Source organism: Devosia sp. YR412 (assembly GCF_900110945.1).
GTDB lineage: Bacteria > Pseudomonadota > Alphaproteobacteria > Rhizobiales > Devosiaceae > Devosia.
This window is the reverse complement of the sequence record NZ_FOFL01000001.1, coordinates 557,865-573,423: the sequence shown is the minus strand read 5'-3', so window position 1 is coordinate 573,423 and position 15,559 is coordinate 557,865. Positions and strand designations below refer to the sequence as shown.

Annotated in this window: 13 protein-coding genes; 9 read left to right on the top strand and 4 right to left on the bottom strand. The window is 62.4% G+C overall.

Features of this window, described 5'->3' with window-relative positions:
• Entirely contained in the window at window positions 1–744 is a 744-nt protein-coding gene (locus BM045_RS02780; protein WP_092179457.1) for an SDR family oxidoreductase, read from the bottom strand.
• 446 nt (window positions 745–1,190) lie between these two features.
• Between BM045_RS02780 and BM045_RS02775 the strand changes: the two genes are divergently transcribed.
• From BM045_RS02775 to BM045_RS02765, 3 genes are all read left to right on the top strand, one after another.
• Window positions 1,191–2,567, top strand: coding sequence for a hypothetical protein (locus BM045_RS02775; protein ID WP_092179456.1), 1,377 nt, complete (start codon window positions 1,191–1,193; stop codon window positions 2,565–2,567).
• A 248-nt stretch (window positions 2,568–2,815) separates the two neighbouring features.
• Window positions 2,816–5,143: an OmpA family protein gene (locus BM045_RS02770; protein WP_092179455.1), complete on the top strand. Its 2,328-nt coding sequence runs from the start codon at window positions 2,816–2,818 to the stop codon at window positions 5,141–5,143.
• 123 nt (window positions 5,144–5,266) lie between these two features.
• Window positions 5,267–5,779, top strand: coding sequence for a hypothetical protein (locus BM045_RS02765; protein ID WP_092179454.1), 513 nt, complete (start codon window positions 5,267–5,269; stop codon window positions 5,777–5,779).
• On the opposite strand, the gene BM045_RS02760 is transcribed toward BM045_RS02765, so the two are convergent.
• Window positions 5,776–6,714, bottom strand: a complete 939-nt coding sequence (locus tag BM045_RS02760; RefSeq protein WP_092179453.1) for an alpha/beta hydrolase — start codon at window positions 6,712–6,714, stop codon at window positions 5,776–5,778. The two genes, BM045_RS02765 and BM045_RS02760, sit on opposite strands and share 4 nt — an antisense overlap.
• Before the next feature lie 57 nt (window positions 6,715–6,771).
• On the bottom strand, window positions 6,772–8,796 hold the full coding sequence (locus BM045_RS02755; RefSeq protein WP_092179452.1) for a lytic transglycosylase domain-containing protein: 2,025 nt from the start codon (window positions 8,794–8,796) through the stop codon (window positions 6,772–6,774).
• Window positions 8,797–9,034: 238 nt separating this feature from the next.
• Here BM045_RS02755 and dapA point away from each other — a divergent pair, with 238 nt between their 5' ends.
• Window positions 9,035–9,910 carry a 4-hydroxy-tetrahydrodipicolinate synthase gene (gene dapA / locus BM045_RS02750; RefSeq protein WP_092179451.1) on the top strand — a complete coding sequence of 292 codons (876 nt, stop codon included), beginning with the start codon at window positions 9,035–9,037 and terminating at the stop codon, window positions 9,908–9,910.
• A gap of 5 nt (window positions 9,911–9,915) precedes the next feature.
• On the top strand, window positions 9,916–10,413 hold the full coding sequence (gene smpB, locus BM045_RS02745) for an SsrA-binding protein SmpB (RefSeq protein ID WP_092179450.1): 498 nt from the start codon (window positions 9,916–9,918) through the stop codon (window positions 10,411–10,413).
• A gap of 4 nt (window positions 10,414–10,417) precedes the next feature.
• On the opposite strand, the gene BM045_RS02740 is transcribed toward smpB, so the two are convergent.
• A complete protein-coding gene (locus BM045_RS02740; protein ID WP_092180831.1) occupies window positions 10,418–10,975 on the bottom strand; it encodes a LabA-like NYN domain-containing protein in 558 nt (185 codons plus the stop codon).
• 212 nt (window positions 10,976–11,187) lie between these two features.
• Between BM045_RS02740 and rpoZ the strand changes: the two genes are divergently transcribed.
• The 4 genes from rpoZ (at window position 11,188) to acpS (ending at window position 15,550) form a co-directional block, all read left to right on the top strand.
• Window positions 11,188–11,556: a DNA-directed RNA polymerase subunit omega gene (gene rpoZ, locus BM045_RS02735; protein WP_092179449.1), complete on the top strand. Its 369-nt coding sequence runs from the start codon at window positions 11,188–11,190 to the stop codon at window positions 11,554–11,556.
• A gap of 539 nt (window positions 11,557–12,095) precedes the next feature.
• Window positions 12,096–14,384 (top strand): RelA/SpoT family protein, encoded by a 2,289-nt coding sequence (locus tag BM045_RS02730; protein ID WP_092179448.1) that lies wholly within the window; start codon window positions 12,096–12,098, stop codon window positions 14,382–14,384.
• Window positions 14,371–14,961 (top strand): orotate phosphoribosyltransferase, encoded by a 591-nt coding sequence (gene pyrE / locus BM045_RS02725; protein WP_092179447.1) that lies wholly within the window; start codon window positions 14,371–14,373, stop codon window positions 14,959–14,961. Before BM045_RS02730 ends, pyrE begins: the two co-directional genes overlap by 14 nt.
• Window positions 14,962–15,142: 181 nt before the next feature.
• Window positions 15,143–15,550 carry a holo-ACP synthase gene (gene acpS, locus BM045_RS02720; protein WP_092179446.1) on the top strand — a complete coding sequence of 136 codons (408 nt, stop codon included), beginning with the start codon at window positions 15,143–15,145 and terminating at the stop codon, window positions 15,548–15,550.
• Window positions 15,551–15,559 lie beyond the last annotated feature (9 nt).

Here is a 15,559-nt window from a genome sequence, read left to right as displayed (position 1 = left end):
CTAGCCGCGCCCGATATAGGGCATGGTCGTCGCCATCACCGTCATGAACTGCACATTGGCCTGCAGCGGCAGGCCCGCCATATAGAGAATGGCATGGACCACATGGGCCACATCCATGGTCGGCTCGGGCATCATGGTGCCATTGGCCTGCAATGAACCGGAGTTCATGTTGCTGGTCATATCGGTCGCGGCATTGCCGATGTCGATCTGCCCGCAGGCAATGTTGAACGCCCGCCCATCCAGCGAAATCGCCTTGGTCAGGCCGGTGATCGCGTGTTTGGTCGCGGTGTATGATGCAGCGCCCGGTCGCGGCGCATAGGCCGAGATGGAGCCATTATTGATGATCCGCCCGCCCTGGGGGCTCTGGTCCCGCATCGCCCGAAACGCCTCGCGCGCGACATAGAAGGCGCCATTGAGATTGGTGTTGACCATTTCCTGCCAGGTCAGGACATCAAGGTCGCCAAACGATACCGCGGGAGCAAAGCGGCCGGCATTGTTGAAGACCACATCCACGCGACCATATCTCTCTTTAACGCCAGCAAAGAATTGAGCCACGGCATTGGGGTCGGTAACGTTGCACTCGCTCCAGTACCCGCCGGTTTCTTGCGCAACGGCCTGCAGCACGTCGGCGCGGCGGCCGCATATGGCCACGTCATAGCCGGCTTTCGCCAGCCCAAGCGCCGCTGCCTTGCCGATGCCGGAACTTCCGCCCGTGACCACTGCCACATTACCCTTGCTGCTCATGCGTCCTCCAAATGTGGCAACGTCCCTCTAAGGCGCCGACTATCTTCTCATTGTCTGCACAATTGCGCCACATCCGCTGCCTGCCCGCGGCGATGCAACTTTGGGACTTCCGGGCTGCAAATGACGTTAAAAAGCGTTCGATTGCCGTGTAACCCAGTAAAACCAAAGGATTTTAACCTCGCATTCAGCCGGGTTAACAAGTGGTTTCCAGCTGTGTGCTGAATCTGCAACATCCACCTTGCAACCATATTGCCGCCCCACCAAAACGGCCTTTGCGTGATTGCGTCCTGTTTCACCATGCGTAGAGTGGGTCTTGCGAATCCATGCATGGGATCGTTTGTCGGTCGCAGCGCGACGGCAACACACTGCACCACGATAGTGTGGTCGCGTTACGACAAACCGCTGGGTAACCGGCACCAAGAATGACTGACTTTGGAGGTCAACCAATGAAACTCAAGAGCCTTATCCTCGGTTCTATCGCTGCTGCCGGTCTGTCGACCGCTGGCTTCGCTGCCGATCTCGGCGTGCTCACCTCGCTCGACGTTTGCGACGAGCTCGGCCTGTCCGGCCTGACCATTTCGTCCGACACCAACTGCCTGCAGATCTCGGGTTCGGTTTCGTACACCTACGAATATGGTAACTTCAACAACTCCGGCGTTGTTGCTGCTCCGGTTATCACTGCCAACTTCGGTGGCGTGAACGCTGACGGTAGCACCAGTGTTGACGCTCCGAGCTTCCTCGCTGGCGTTTCGAACCAGGATTGGAACTCGAAGGTTGAGACCCTGCTGAAGTTCGTTGGTACCGCTTCGAGCGACTTCGGTCCGGCTCGCGTCGTGATCAACCTGCGCCAGCGTGACTACACCCGTGCTCGTGACGGCATTGCTGCTGTTGACGGCGATGCGCATGCTCTGCGCGCCCAGGACGCCTACGTCCAGGTCGGTGACACCACCATCCTGTCCGCTGGTAAGAAGGGTTCGATCTTCAACGAAGGCGACGACGAGCCGTTCAACTTTACCGGCCTGTTCATCTCCAAGGACGCTGACGCCGGCGTTTGGGAAGGCCCCGTCCGCAAGGGTGGCCATGTCATCCAGCTCGAGTCGCAGTTCGGCGAAGGCATTGTCGGCAAGATCGGTCTCGAAGCTCTTGACCGTGTTGACGTCGAAGCTGGCAGCCTGATCGGCGTGCTGGAATATGCTGGTGAAGGCGTCACTGCCCACGTCAGCGGTTCGGTTGGCGGTCTCGCCAATGGTTGGGGTTCGATCGGCGACAGCTATGCTGTTCATGCTGGCGTGACCGGCACCTTCGACGCGTTCAAGCTGCGTGCAGCTGGCTCGTTTGGCGGCCTGAACAACGGCGGCGCACAGTACGCTCGCTTCTTCAACGGCCTCGTCTCCGGCGAAGCCAAGTTCGACATGTTCAAGGTTGCGCTGTCGGCTGAAATCGCTGGCGGTAACGACAACGTCGGCGCAGACGTCGGCACCGACTACGGCTTTGGCGGCTCCATCGGCGCCACCGTTGCTGAAGGCGTCGAAATCAACCTCGGCGGTCGTTACTTCAACGACGGTACCGCTGGCGTTGCTGACGGCTACCAGGTTGCTGCCCAGATCGTCGCTGCTCTGACCGAAACCGTGAAGCTCACGGGTGAAGTTGGCGTGTTCGGCCTGACCCCAGCTCCTGCTGCTCCGGCCTTCTCGTCCGACTTCTACGCAAAGGCCGAACTCGGCTGGACCCCCGGCGGCGGTTTCTCTTCGTCGGTTGGCGCAACCGTTCAGCAGAACGGCGCTTACAAGGTTACCTTCAAGGCTGCCAAGGCCTTCCAGTAATCCTCGGATTACGACCTGCTACGGAAAGGCCCGGCTCACGCCGGGCCTTTCTGCTTTTGAGCGATACAAAGCCGATTGCCTCGACCTGAACATTGATTCTCTCGCCCGAGCGAAACTGCTTCTTGCAGCCGACGCCCCGCGTTAAAGTCATCCAGCAATATCAAGAGTTTAGATCCAGAAATTTCCGTGCTTTGCGGAGCGGAAATGCTCTAGCCTTGCGTCAAACGCGGATATTGACTGGATTGCGAATGATCAGGGACCTCCTCAAGTGGGTCATGCCGGGACTGGCCACTGTCCTCGGCGGCACGAGCCTTTGCCTGGCGATGACGTCGGGCGAAATCGCCAGCGATTTGACGGCCAGAACGACGGTCGCGATGGCGGCAGGCGGGTACGATTGGGCCGAACTGTCGCTTGATGCGCGCGATCTGAAATTGACCGGCACCACGACGGATCAGGCCGTTTTGCAATCGGCGGTTGCGCGGCTTGCGTCAGTGCCCGGAATCCGCAGCGTCGTGAGCGACGTCACGCTGGCACCTGTCGCCAAGCCCTATCTTTTCACTGCCACCATGACGCCGGAGGGCAGCAGCCTCAGCGGCGGTGTGCCGGATGAAACAACGCGGCAGCGATTGCTTGATCGCGCCGGGCAAATGGAAGCTAAACTCGATTTGCGTTCGGGCATGCCGGAGCGGGAGGCTTGGTTGGCGGGTGCCAGCTTTGCCATCGATAATCTGAAATATCTCGATCAGGGCGCGATCACGCTGTCCGACACGACGCTCAGTCTCGAGGGCCGCGCCAAATCCGAGCGGGACTATCGCGATCTGCTGATCGTCATGCGGGCCGGTGCGCCTTCGGGGCTGACCTTGGGCGCGATCGAGATCGCTCCGGCGCTGGTCGAACCTTATCAGTGGAGCGCCAGTTTCGATGGCAAGCGCATCGAGGTCACAGGCTTCGTGCCCGACGATGCCACGGCCGAACGCTTCCGAACGGCTGATGTCTCCGGCATTCCGGTAGCAACGGGGCTGGCTCTCGGCTCGGGAGAACCACAAGGTTTTGCAGAGCTTTCGCAGCGTTTGTTGGAGCAGTTAGCGAAGCTGGAATATGGTGCTGTGACCATCAATGGCGAGCAAAGCACGGTGACTGGCGCACCTCCGACGATCGAGGTCGCCCAAGCGGTGACCGATACGCTGCAGTCTGCCGGCAGTATCATCACGCTCGAGCCGCCACGCATTGCCGATTACTGGATGAGTGCCTCGCAGCAGGCCGGCGGCGCCTTGGTGTTCGATGGCTATGCGCCAGACGACGACACGCGCCAGGCTTTCGCGCAGCGCACAGGCGCCGACATCACCTATCTCAAACTGGGGCGCGGTGCGCCGGAGCGCTACCAGTCGGCGGCAGACTTCGGTCTCGCCGCACTTGACCAGATGAGCGAAGGCCGCTTTGCTCTGCGCGACAATATCATCACCCTGTCCGGCATTGCCGCTTCGCTGGCCGACTATGACGCCCTGCGCACCAGCCTGTCGGATGGCGCACCGCAGGGCCTAGTGCTGGCCCAGGCCGAAATCCGCCCGCCATTTGCAGAGGCCTACACCTGGCAGGTGATCAAGGACGGGGCAGGGGTAATTACGCTCTCCGGCCTCGTGCCGAACGCCGAGGCGAAGGCGGCTTTGTTGGCGTCTGCCGGTACTGACGCGAAAGATAGTTTGACCTTTGCCTCCGGCGAGCCGGGCAGTTTCCTTGCCTCGGCCGAGACTGCGCTCGACCTGCTGCCATTGCTGCGCGACGGCTCCATCAGCTTCGATGGCCGGGGCTGGACCTTGACCGGCACGGCAAACTCGCCGGCCGACCGCGCCGCGCTGGATACCGCTTTTGCCGACCAGAAACTTGCCGCCGCCGGCTGGTCCATGGCCGTGGCGGATGCGCCGGTGGTTGCTGTTGCCGTAGAGCCAGAACCTGCGCCGATTGCCGAGCCAGCGCCCGTGGTAGAGCCGCCGCCAGAACCAGCGCCCGAGCCAGTGACACCGGAGATCGTGGTGGCCGAGGCGCCTGCCGTCGCTGCAGAACCGGTGGTCGAGCCAGAAGTCGAGGCTGCTCCCGAGGTCGAGGCTCCGGAAGCCGAGCCGGAACCAATCGCTCCGATCCAGACATCCGAAGTTGTTCCACCTGTAGAGCCCGCGCCGGCACCGGCCGCTGCCGTCTCGCCTGAGGTCATCGCCTGCGCTGCGCCGGTGGCGCAGTTTTCCGCGCGCAATGCCATTTTCTTCCGCTCCGGTGCGGCGGCCATTGCTGCGGAATCCAATCAACCGCTCGACGAGTTGGCCATCGATCTGGCGGCCTGTCCAAGCGCCACGGTGCATATCGAGGGCCACACCGATTCCGATGGTGACGAGACCCAGAACATGGCCCTCTCGGTGGCGCGGGCCGAGGCCGTGGTCAGTGCATTGGTGCAACGCGGCGTCGCCGCCGATCGGCTCTATGCCGTGGGCTATGGCGAGACGGCGCCGATTGCCGACAATGCGACGCAAGAGGGTAAGCGGATCAACCGGCGCATCGTGGTGACGGTCAAGGCGGGAGAATAGGGCGGGCGATGGATTGGGGTTCAATCACCTATCTGCTGGGCGTCTATTGGCCATACCTAGCCGGTGCGGGGCTGATCGGCCTCGTCGTCGGCTGGCGCAGCTTTACCCCGAAGGCCTGATGCAATGACCTTCAACACGGCACATCTGATCGAGACGGCATCGCTGATCCTCGTGGCCTATCTGCTCGGCTGTGTCCTGGGCTACAGCGTCAGGCGTATCCTCCATGCCGGTCGCGGCACCCGCGAGGTCGCCCCGATCGCCGTGCCGGTCGTCATCGCTGCACCGCCCGAACTCAAGCGCCCCCGTAGCCCAGCCGCGCGTCTCGCCGCGACGGTTGAGGAGCCGGCGCCAAAGCCTGTAGAGCTTGCAAAGGCCAAACTCACCAGCCCCAGGCCCGCAGCTCTGTCCGCGCCGCGCAACGGCACGGCCGACAATCTCAAGCAGATCAAGGGCATCGGTCCAAAGATCGAAGCTTCGCTCAATGGCCTTGGCATATACCACCTCGACCAGATCGCCACCTGGACCAAGGCCAATGTCGATTGGGTCGATGGCCAGCTAGCCTTCAAGGGCCGCATTCGGCGCGAGCGCTGGGTGGAGCAGGCAGCCGAAATGGCCCGCGTGAAAGCCGACGCCTAGGCGGCCTTGCCCAGCAGTTGATTGCTGGTGCGGATGACGAATTCCGCCACGGCTTCAATTTCCTCGCGCTGGTCGAACAGGGCGGGCGAGCCCTGGCCGGCAATGGTCAGCGCCACGGCGTCCGGGCAACGGCGGGTCATTTCCTCGAAGGTTTCGCGGCGCAGCTGGTCGGTCAGCTGGGTGCGCAGCAGCATCAGCGGCCCGCAGGTCAGGGCGTCGAACAGCGGCCATTGTGCCGCGAGCACGTCGTCGAAATTGATGCTGGCCAAGGCCTCGATCAGCCGCTTGTCGTAGAGCGGGCGGGCCCGGCCGCGCGTGTCGATATAATGGGTCCGGCCCATCAGGCTGTCGAGCCGCGCTTCGGGCAGGCCGGGGTAATCGCCGCCGAGCATGCGCTTGAACCCGGCCGTGACCAGCCTGGCGCCGCGCAGCGCCTCGATATGTTCCACATTGTTGCGCAGGCGGACGATGCCGCGCGAATCCGTCACCGGTCCCGAATCCAGCAGCACCGTGCCCGCCACCAGCAGTGGATGCGCTGCGGCCAGCGCCATCGCCACCTGTCCGCCGTGGCCTTGGCCGAGGATAACCGCTGGACCGATGCCCAAAGCCGCCATCACCGAGGCGACATCGCGCGCATCGGCGATGGAACTGTAGTCCTCCGCCTTCTTCCGGTCATCGGCACGGCCCCGACCCGGCAGGTCGAGCAGCACAACCGGCCATTCGCCGCCACTGGCGCGGCGGAAATAGCCGGCGAAATCGGTGAAATCGCTCATGTTGCGCTGATAGCCGGGGATGCAGACCACCGGCAGGCGCCGGCTCGACAGCGTGCCCGCCACATGCACGGCGGCGCTGACCCCGGCCGCCAACGCGACCTTGGTGACGGGCAGGCCGGAAAAGGCGGGATGATCGGCGGGAACGAAACGCTTGCGGGCCATGGGGTCAGTCTAGAGGCAGGCTCGTTGCGGCCTCAAGCCGACAAATGCAGTTACCCTCTAGCGAATTGTCCGCAGCGCCTGTTGCAGCGGTAGCGGATCGTCGCCCAGCCGCTCGCGATAGACCAGGTAATTGCCCAGCACGCGCTTCACATAGGTCCGCGTTTCCGAAAACGGGATCAGCTCTACCCAGAGCACCGGATCGACATTCTCGGCGCGCGGATCGCCATAGGCTGCGATCCATTTATTGGCATTGCCCGGCCCGGCATTATAGGCCGCCGCCGCCAGCACCAGCGAGCCGTCATAGCGATCGAGTTGCGTGCTGAGATAGGTCGAGCCGAGCAGGGCGTTATAGGCCGCATCGCTGACCAGCCGGTTCGGCGAATAGTCGACGCCCACCTTGCGCGCCACTTCCTTGGCCGTGCCCGGCATCAGCTGCATCAGCCCGCGCGCGCCGGCCGCTGAAACCGCATCGACCTGAAACATCGACTCCTGCCGCATCACCGCATAGACCGCCGCCCGGTCGGCCGCGAGATCGGCCTCGGCCAGTCGCGCATCCTTGGGAAAACTATAGGCGTCCAGCGGGGTGCCGCGCTGGTCGGCCTGGGTGGCGATGGCAATGGCCACCTGATGCGCGCCGATCTCTTCGGCAAGCTGCGCCGCCAGCAAAAGGTCGCCGCCGGCGGTGAGCGTGGTGCCGAGATGGCGCAACAGCGTCACGGCATAGCGCGACTGGCCATTGGCCGCGAGCAGGCGCACCGCCTGGACGACGGGCCTGGTATTGAACAGCGTCGCACTGGTGTTGGCCTCAGGAAGGGGACGAATGCCGGCGCCGGCCTGGCCCAGCTCGGTGCGTGCCAATTGTCCGTAATAGACCGTGCCGAACTGCGCGGCCTTTTCCAGCGCCGCCCTTGCGCTGTCCACATCACCCAAGGCGACATTGGCACGAGCCAGCCAGTAATTGGCCTGGCTGATGCTGTCGGGCAAGGTAGTGTGGGCGGTCAGCTCGGTGAAATGGGCTTTGGCCGCCGCCGCATCATCGAGGAAGGACAGCGCGATCCAGCCGGCCTGGAACAGCGCATCCACCATGCGGGCTTCCGGCCCGTTCGTGTAACCAGCCGCCACGCGATAGGCGAGCGCCGGCTGTCCGGTGTCGAGCAATTTGCGCAGCAACACCCGCCGCTCATACCACCACTCATCGGCATCCGGCACGGTGGCCGGCGCCTTGTCGAGCCAGGCAACGGCATCGCTCCAGAGCTCGAACTGCCGCGCCCGCTGGGCCCGCGAAAAGATATAGACCGGATTGCTGCGCAGGCTCGGATCGACCTTGTCGAGCAGCGCCTTGGCATCTTTGTCATCGCGCGACACGGCCGCCCGCGCCACCACCAGCGTCTTCTGCGCCGCGGTCAGATGCGGCAATAGCCGCTCGCTGCCGCGCGCTCGGTCATGCATCATCAGATGCATAGCCCGCGCCCAATGCGCTTCGCGATCCAGCAGGCTGCCGAGCTTGTCACTCACCTCGGCCTCTTGGGTTTCGGTCAGGAAATTCTCGATCCAGAGGCTTTTGGCAAGTGTAGTCGCGTGCTCGGTGTCACCACTGTCCAACAATGCCACGGCGAGCGCAATCTGCCCATCCACGGTGCTCGGCTTCCCGCCATCGAACGCTGCAATCACCGCCTCTGCCGGGGCATCTACCTTGCCTAGCGACTGTTCAATCCGCGTGCGGTAAAGGCTCTCCGGTGCGAACTCCGGCGCATCCGCCGCAAAATCCACGATCGCCTGATAGCCAATCTTGCCGCTGTTGAACTGGATGGCTGCCCACTGAACGGCCCGCCGTTCCACGTCGCTGCTGAGGCTCGCGGCCTGCTCGAAAGCGGCAACGGCATCGCCATCGACAAGCACCTTCAGCGCCGCCCGAAATTCCGCACTGCCCTTGGCCTTGACAACCGGCACGGCTTCGCCTGCCGGAATCGAGCCGGTGATTGCTAAATCGACTTCTTCATTGGCCGTCGCAAGGAAGAGGGGGGCAATCGTGGCCAGGCCCAAAACCGCTGCGATGAGCCCCGCCGCAAAGCTTCGCTGCATCTGCCGTCCTGTTGTCAGCCGCCAAGGTTGCCCCCCATCCTTGCGGTTAACCCCACGTTACCCCGCTTGGGTAAACATCGGGTTGCGCGCATGGACCTTGCCGGGTCGGGCGCAACAAAGCGTTGTGATGCTGCCCGATAAAAACTATGGTGCGCCGCGTGAAAACGGCATGGAAGCCGTTCTATAACATCCCGCCACGACGGAACTGTGGCGATCCAGATTGAGGAAATTTCGGCAAATGCTGCGAGGATCTATTACGGCGCTCATCACTCCCATGCTCAATGGGACTGTCGATGAGAAAGCCTTCGCCAGCTTTGTCGACTGGCAGATTACCGAGGGCACGCATGGCTTGGTGCCCGTCGGCACCACCGGCGAAAGCCCCACGGTCAGCCATGACGAGCATCGCCGCGTCGTCGAAATCGCCATCGAGACCGCCAACAAGCGCGTCCCGGTGATCGCTGGCGCCGGCTCCAATTCCACTGCAGAAGCCGTCGAACTGGCCAAGTTTGCCGAAAAGGCCGGCGCCGATGCCGTCCTGACCATCGTGCCCTATTACAACAAGCCCAATCAGGAGGGCATGTTCCAGCATTTCTCCGCTGTGGCCAAGGCTGTGGGCATTCCGGTCATTCTCTATAGCGTGCCCGGCCGCACGGTCGTTGACCTGACGGTCGACACCATTGCGCGACTGCACGAAGCCCATGCCAATATCATCGGCGTCAAGGATGCGACCGCCGATCTGGGCCGCACGAGTCTCCAGCGCGACAAGCTCGGCAAGGATTTCATCCTGCTCTCGGGCGAGGACATCACGGCGCTCGCCTTCAACGCCCATGGCGGCCATGGCTGCATTTCGGTCACGTCCAATATCGCGCCGCGCCTGTGCTCTGAGATGCAGGAACTGTCGCTGGCCGGTGATTTCAAGGGGGCCCTGCTGGTGCAGGACAAGCTGGTCCACCTGCACAAGAACCTCTTCATGGAGCCCAATCCGACGGCGGTGAAATATGCCGCCAGCCGGTTGAACCGCTGCGCCAATGAGCTGCGCCTGCCGCTGGTGCCGGTCAGCAAGGCCACCGAAGAGGCCGTGGACTTTGCAATGCGCCACGCAGGTCTTATCTAAGCTTCATGGCTCCCAAGAACGACAAAGCGAAAAACGGTGTGATCAGTCACGGTCTCGTGGCTGAGAACCGTCGCTCGCGCTACGATTATGAAATCGGTGAAACCATGGAGGCCGGTATCGTCTTGACCGGCACCGAGGTCAAATCGCTACGCCTGGGCAAGGCACAGATCACCGAATCCTATGCCTCGCCGGAGAAGGGCGAGCTTTGGCTGATCAACGCCCATATCCCCGAATATCTGCAGGCCAACCGCTTCAACCATGAGGAAAAGCGCCCGCGCAAACTCCTCGTGTCGCGCAAGCAATTGGCCCATCTCGGCGAGGAAGTCTCCCGCGCCGGCAATACCATCGTGCCGCTAAAACTGTTCTTCAACGACCAGGGCCGCGCCAAAATCCTGATCGGTATCGGCAAGGGCAAGAAGAACTATGACAAGCGCGAAACCGAGCGCAATCGCGATTGGAACCGCGACAAGTCCCGCATCATGAAAGAAGGCGGACGGGGTTAGGGCGCTACTCCTCGGCGCTGGGTGGCCGCGTGCTGGGTGGCCGGCCGACGGTTTTTGCCAGATCAGCGATATCGATGAAAAAGTCCGCCTGGCGGCGCAGGTCATCGGAAATCATCGGCGTCGACGTGGTGAGCGTCGAGACCACCGTCACGCGCTTGCCCTTGCGCTGCAATGCGGCGACCAGAGCGGTGAAGTCACCATCGCCGGAAAACAGCACCATGTGATCGTAATGCGGCGCGAGTTCGAGCGCATCGACGCAGAGCTCGATATCCATATTGCCCTTCACCTTGCGCCGTCCGGCGGCGTCGGTGAATTCCTTGGCCGGCTTGGTGATGACGTGGAAGCCATTGTAGTCGAGCCAGTCGATCAACGGGCGGATCGAGGAATATTCCTGATCTTCGACCAGCGCCGTGTAGTAATTGGCGCGCAGCAGATAGGCGCGGGCGTTGAAGTCGGCCAGGAGTTTCCGGTAATCGATATCGACGCCAATGGCTTTCGAGGCGGCATAAAGATTGGCGCCGTCGATAAACAGAACGATCTTTTCGCGGGAATCGATAGGCATCGCGATATCCTCAAGGCCGTAACCGGCCAATACGCACGCAATTTTCCTCAAAACTGCTGTCAAATTCGGTAGTCTTATTCCTGACACACCGCAAGATCACCCGCATGGCAGGGTTACCGGCGCCGAGACCGGCTAATCGTCCGCGCTAACCTTGTGCCGGGCAGGGGTGTCGTGTATGGGAAGCGTTCATTCCATAAATTTTGGAGACGTCTGTGGCACGCGTCACCGTTGAAGACTGCATCGAAAAGATCGAAAACCGCTTCGATCTCGTTCTCATGGCCGCGCATCGTGCACGCATGATTTCCTCTGGCGCGCAGATCACCGTCTCGCGTGACAATGACAAGAATCCCGTGGTGGCCCTGCGCGAAATCGGCGACGGCGCCATTTCGCCGGACGATCTGCGCGAAGACCTGATCCACTCGCTGCAGAAGTATGTCGAAGTCGACGAGCCCGAAGAGCACGCCGCTCCGCTGATCGAAAGCGCCAATGGCGATGATTCGATCAACTTCGACACGATCAGCGAAGAAGAACTGCTGCGCGGCATCGAAAGCCTCGCCCCGCCTGAGCGTCGCGACGACTAACTTCGAACCGTCCCGTAGGGCAAATCGCTCCTGTGGAGCGATTTGAGGCGAGAAGGCCATGAGGGCTATGCCCGAATGGCTAGGGCTTCAGAACTTTTGACACCCTCGGCGCGAGCCGGGGGTGTTTTCGTTTGGTGCACACCGTTCTGCGGTTCGCAGGAGAGGCCACACCTACGGTGTCACCCCGGCCTTGAGCCGGGGCCCATCTCGAGATCAAGCCACGGCCGCGAGGTCGATCGAACGGACCACCTTGCGGCTGGTCAGAAATCTCAGGATGGATCCCGGCTCAAGGCCGGGATGACACCGTGGCTGGGATGGATTTCAAAACAGTCCGCTTCACGGCAAACGCTGAAGGGTATTCTTCCTTCCGTTCGGCAACCAACTCAGCTATTCCCGGCCCTGTCATTCGGGCCTAGCCCAATGGCCTTCGCACCCAAAATCCCTCCACCGGCGTGATTTTGCCTTTGGCACGGTTCGAAGCTTCCCATTTCCCTCCAAAGCGCTAAGCTCAACGCTTAAGCGAGCGGCGATCTCTTCCCATGATGCGTCAGTATGAGCTTGTCGAACGCGTTCAGGCCTATAACCCGAACGTCGACGAGCAGTTGTTGAACAAGGCCTATGTCTACGCCATGCAGAAGCATGGCTCGCAGAAGCGTGCCTCGGGCGACCCCTATTTCAATCATCCGCTCGAAGTCGCGGCCATCCTGACCGAGCTCAAGCTCGACGATGCCTCCATCGCCGTCGGCCTGTTGCACGACACGATCGAGGATACCGACGCCACCCGCGCCGAAATCGATCAGATGTTTGGCTCGGAAATCGGCGCCATCGTCGATGGCCTGACCAAGATCGAGCGTCTCAACCTGGTCTCGCGCGAAGAGGCCCAGGCGGAGAACCTCCGCAAGCTGCTGCTCGCCATCAGCCAGGACGTCCGCGTGCTTTTGGTCAAGCTCGCCGATCGCCTCCACAATATGCGCACCCTGCAATATATGCCGCCCGAAAAGCGCACCCGTATTGCCCAGGAAACCATGGATATCTATGCCCCGCTCGCCGGCCGCATGGGTATGCAGGACATGCGCAACGAGCTCGAAGACATCTCTTTCAAGATCCTCCAGCCCGACCATTATGAAGCGATCATGGCGCGTCTCGACGAGATGCAGGCCGAATATCGCGAGACGATCTCCACCATTTCGACCGAGCTCAGCGAGCGCCTCGCCGCCGAGGGCATTACCGCGCGGGTCAAGGCGCGGGTGAAGTCACCGTTTTCGATCTTCAACAAGATCGAACGCAAGTCGATCGCGCTGGAACAGCTGTCCGACATGATCGGCTTCCGCGTCATCGTCGGCTCGATCGACGAATGCTATCACACGGTTGGCGTGGTCCACACCAAGTGGAAGGTCGTGCCCGGGCGTTTCAAGGACTATATTTCGGTCCCCAAGCACAATGACTACCAGTCGATCCACACCACCATCGTTGGCCCCGGGCGCCAGCGCGCCGAACTGCAGATACGCACCGAAGACATGGATCGCGTCGCTGAATTCGGCATTGCCGCCCATGCGCTCTACAAGGATGGCGCCTCGGCCGATCTCAGCCGTATCGAGAACGAGAGCCAGGCCTATGGCTCGCTGCGCCAGACCATTTCGCACCTCACCACCGGCAATTCTACCACCGAGGATTTCCTCGAATACACCAAGCTGGAACTGTTCCAGGACCAGGTGTTCTGCTTCACCCCCCGTGGCCGGCTGATCGCTTTGCCGCGTGGCGCAACGCCGATCGATTTCGCCTACGCGCTGCACACCGATATCGGCGACACGACGGTCGGCGCCAAGATCAACGGTGCCATCCTGCCGCTGGTCACCCAGCTCCGCTCGGGCGACGAAGTGGAAATCATCCGCGACCAGAACCACGTCCCGCCGATGAACTGGCTGGGCATTGCCGCCACCGGCAAGGCCCGCGCCGCCATCCGCCGTTCGGTGCGCCATGCCACCACCCAGCGCGCCTTCTCGCTGGGCGAGCATGTGCTCAACATGATGCTCGAGCGCGAAGGCGTCATGCTCGACGAGGCCGAGGCCAAGGCACTGGCCGAAGCGCTGGGCTCGCCCGGCCGCCGCGAACTGCTGATCGCCGTGGGCGAAGGCAAGATCGGCTCCGAACCGCTCGGCGTCGAACTGGCCAAGGTCAAGGGCCTGCGCAAGCGCCGCCGCAAGCTCGACCTGCCGGTTGCCGATACCGCCGATGGCTGGTTCGCCCTGCGCTCGACCGACCTGTTCCGCTTCCGCGTGCCGGGCGGTCAGCGCTCCGGCCCCAAGGCCAAGACCGCTTTGGCGCAGCTCGATTTTCACATGCCGGTCTCGGTCTCGGGGGAGGGCGTCGTGCCGGGCGATCGGCTGGTCGGCATCCTGCAGCCCGACAAGCCCATGCTGGTCTATCCGATCCACTCGGACGCGCTGATCGACCTGCATGACAGCGACGTGGCCTGGGTCGATGTGCGCTGGAACATCAAAAGCCAGGACGACAAGCTCTATCCCACGGTCATCACCATGGAGAGCGTCAACAAGCCCGGCTCGCTGGCGCAGATCTCGGCGGCCATCGCGGCCTGCGAGGCCAACATCAACAATCTGGTGATGCGCATGATTTCGCCGGACTTTCACCAGATGATCTTTGAAATCGAGGTGCGCGACCTTGCGCAACTGACCGATGTTCTGGCAACGCTCAAACGCAGTCCCGGCCTCTCAGCCGTCCAGCGCGCCGGGGTCCGCGAAGCGGGCATGATTTCCACGCTCGAATGGGACGGCAAGGTCGACAAGAGGTTTGCTGATGACGAAAGATGAAGTTCTGGCCATTTTCCGCGACTGCGGTGCCATGCTGGAGGGCCATTTCATCCTCTCGTCGGGCCTGCGCTCGCCGGTGTTTCTGCAGAAGGCCAAGGTGTTCCAGTATGCCGCGCAGACCGAAAAGCTCTGCAAGGCATTGGCCGAGCGCATCAAGGCTGAAGTCCCCGGCGTGACCAAGGTGGTCTCGCCGGCCATCGGCGGCATTATCCCAGGCTATGAAACCTCGCGTCATTTGGGCGTGCCCGCGCTCTATACCGAGCGCGTCGAGGGCAAGTTCGAGCTGCGCCGCGGCTTCGAGATCGAGCCGGGCGACAAGGTCATCGTCGTGGAAGACATCGTCTCCACCGGCCTCTCAATCCGCGAATGCGTCGAAGCGCTGCGCGGCATTGGCGCCAATGTGGTCGCCGCCGCCTGCCTGATCGACCGCTCCGGTGGCGAAGCCGATGTCGGCGTGCCACTGGTGTCGCTGATCGAGTTCAAGGTCCCCGCCTATCCCGCCGACGCGCTGCCGCCCGAACTGGCCGCCATCCCCGCGGTCAAGCCCGGCAGCCGCGGCATCCAGGGGGTGAAGTGAGTCCCTTCTTCACCTCTCCCCTGAGGGGAGAGGTCGCCGCGCAGCGGCGGGTGAGGGGTTCAGTGTCTGGGTGGAGCATGATGGTCAGTCTAACCTCTGAATCCCTCACTCCAACCCTCTCCCCTCAGGGGAGAGGGGGCCATGCCGCGGATGCGGACGCTTCTGTGGAAAGGCCAATCCCATGATCATCGGCCTCGGCTCGGACCTGATCCAGATCGAGCGCGTCGCCAAGACGCTGGAAAAGTATGGCGACCGGTTTACCCAGCGCTGCTTTACCGAGATCGAGCAGAAAAAGTCCGACCGCCGCGCCCAGCGCGCCGCCTCCTATGCCAAGCGCTTTGCCGCCAAGGAAGCCTGTTCCAAGGCGCTGGGTACCGGCATTTCCTGGGGCGTCTATTGGCGCGACATGGGCGTGGTCAACCTGCCGTCCGGCAAGCCGACCATGAAGCTGACCAATGGTGCGGCAAAAGCCCTCGCGCGCCTTGTCCCGGCGGGCCATGAGCCCCACATCCATCTCACCATCACCGACGACGCCGGCCTCGCTCAAGCCTTCGTCATCATTGAGGCGCTGCCGATTGCTGGCAATTGACCCGGCTCC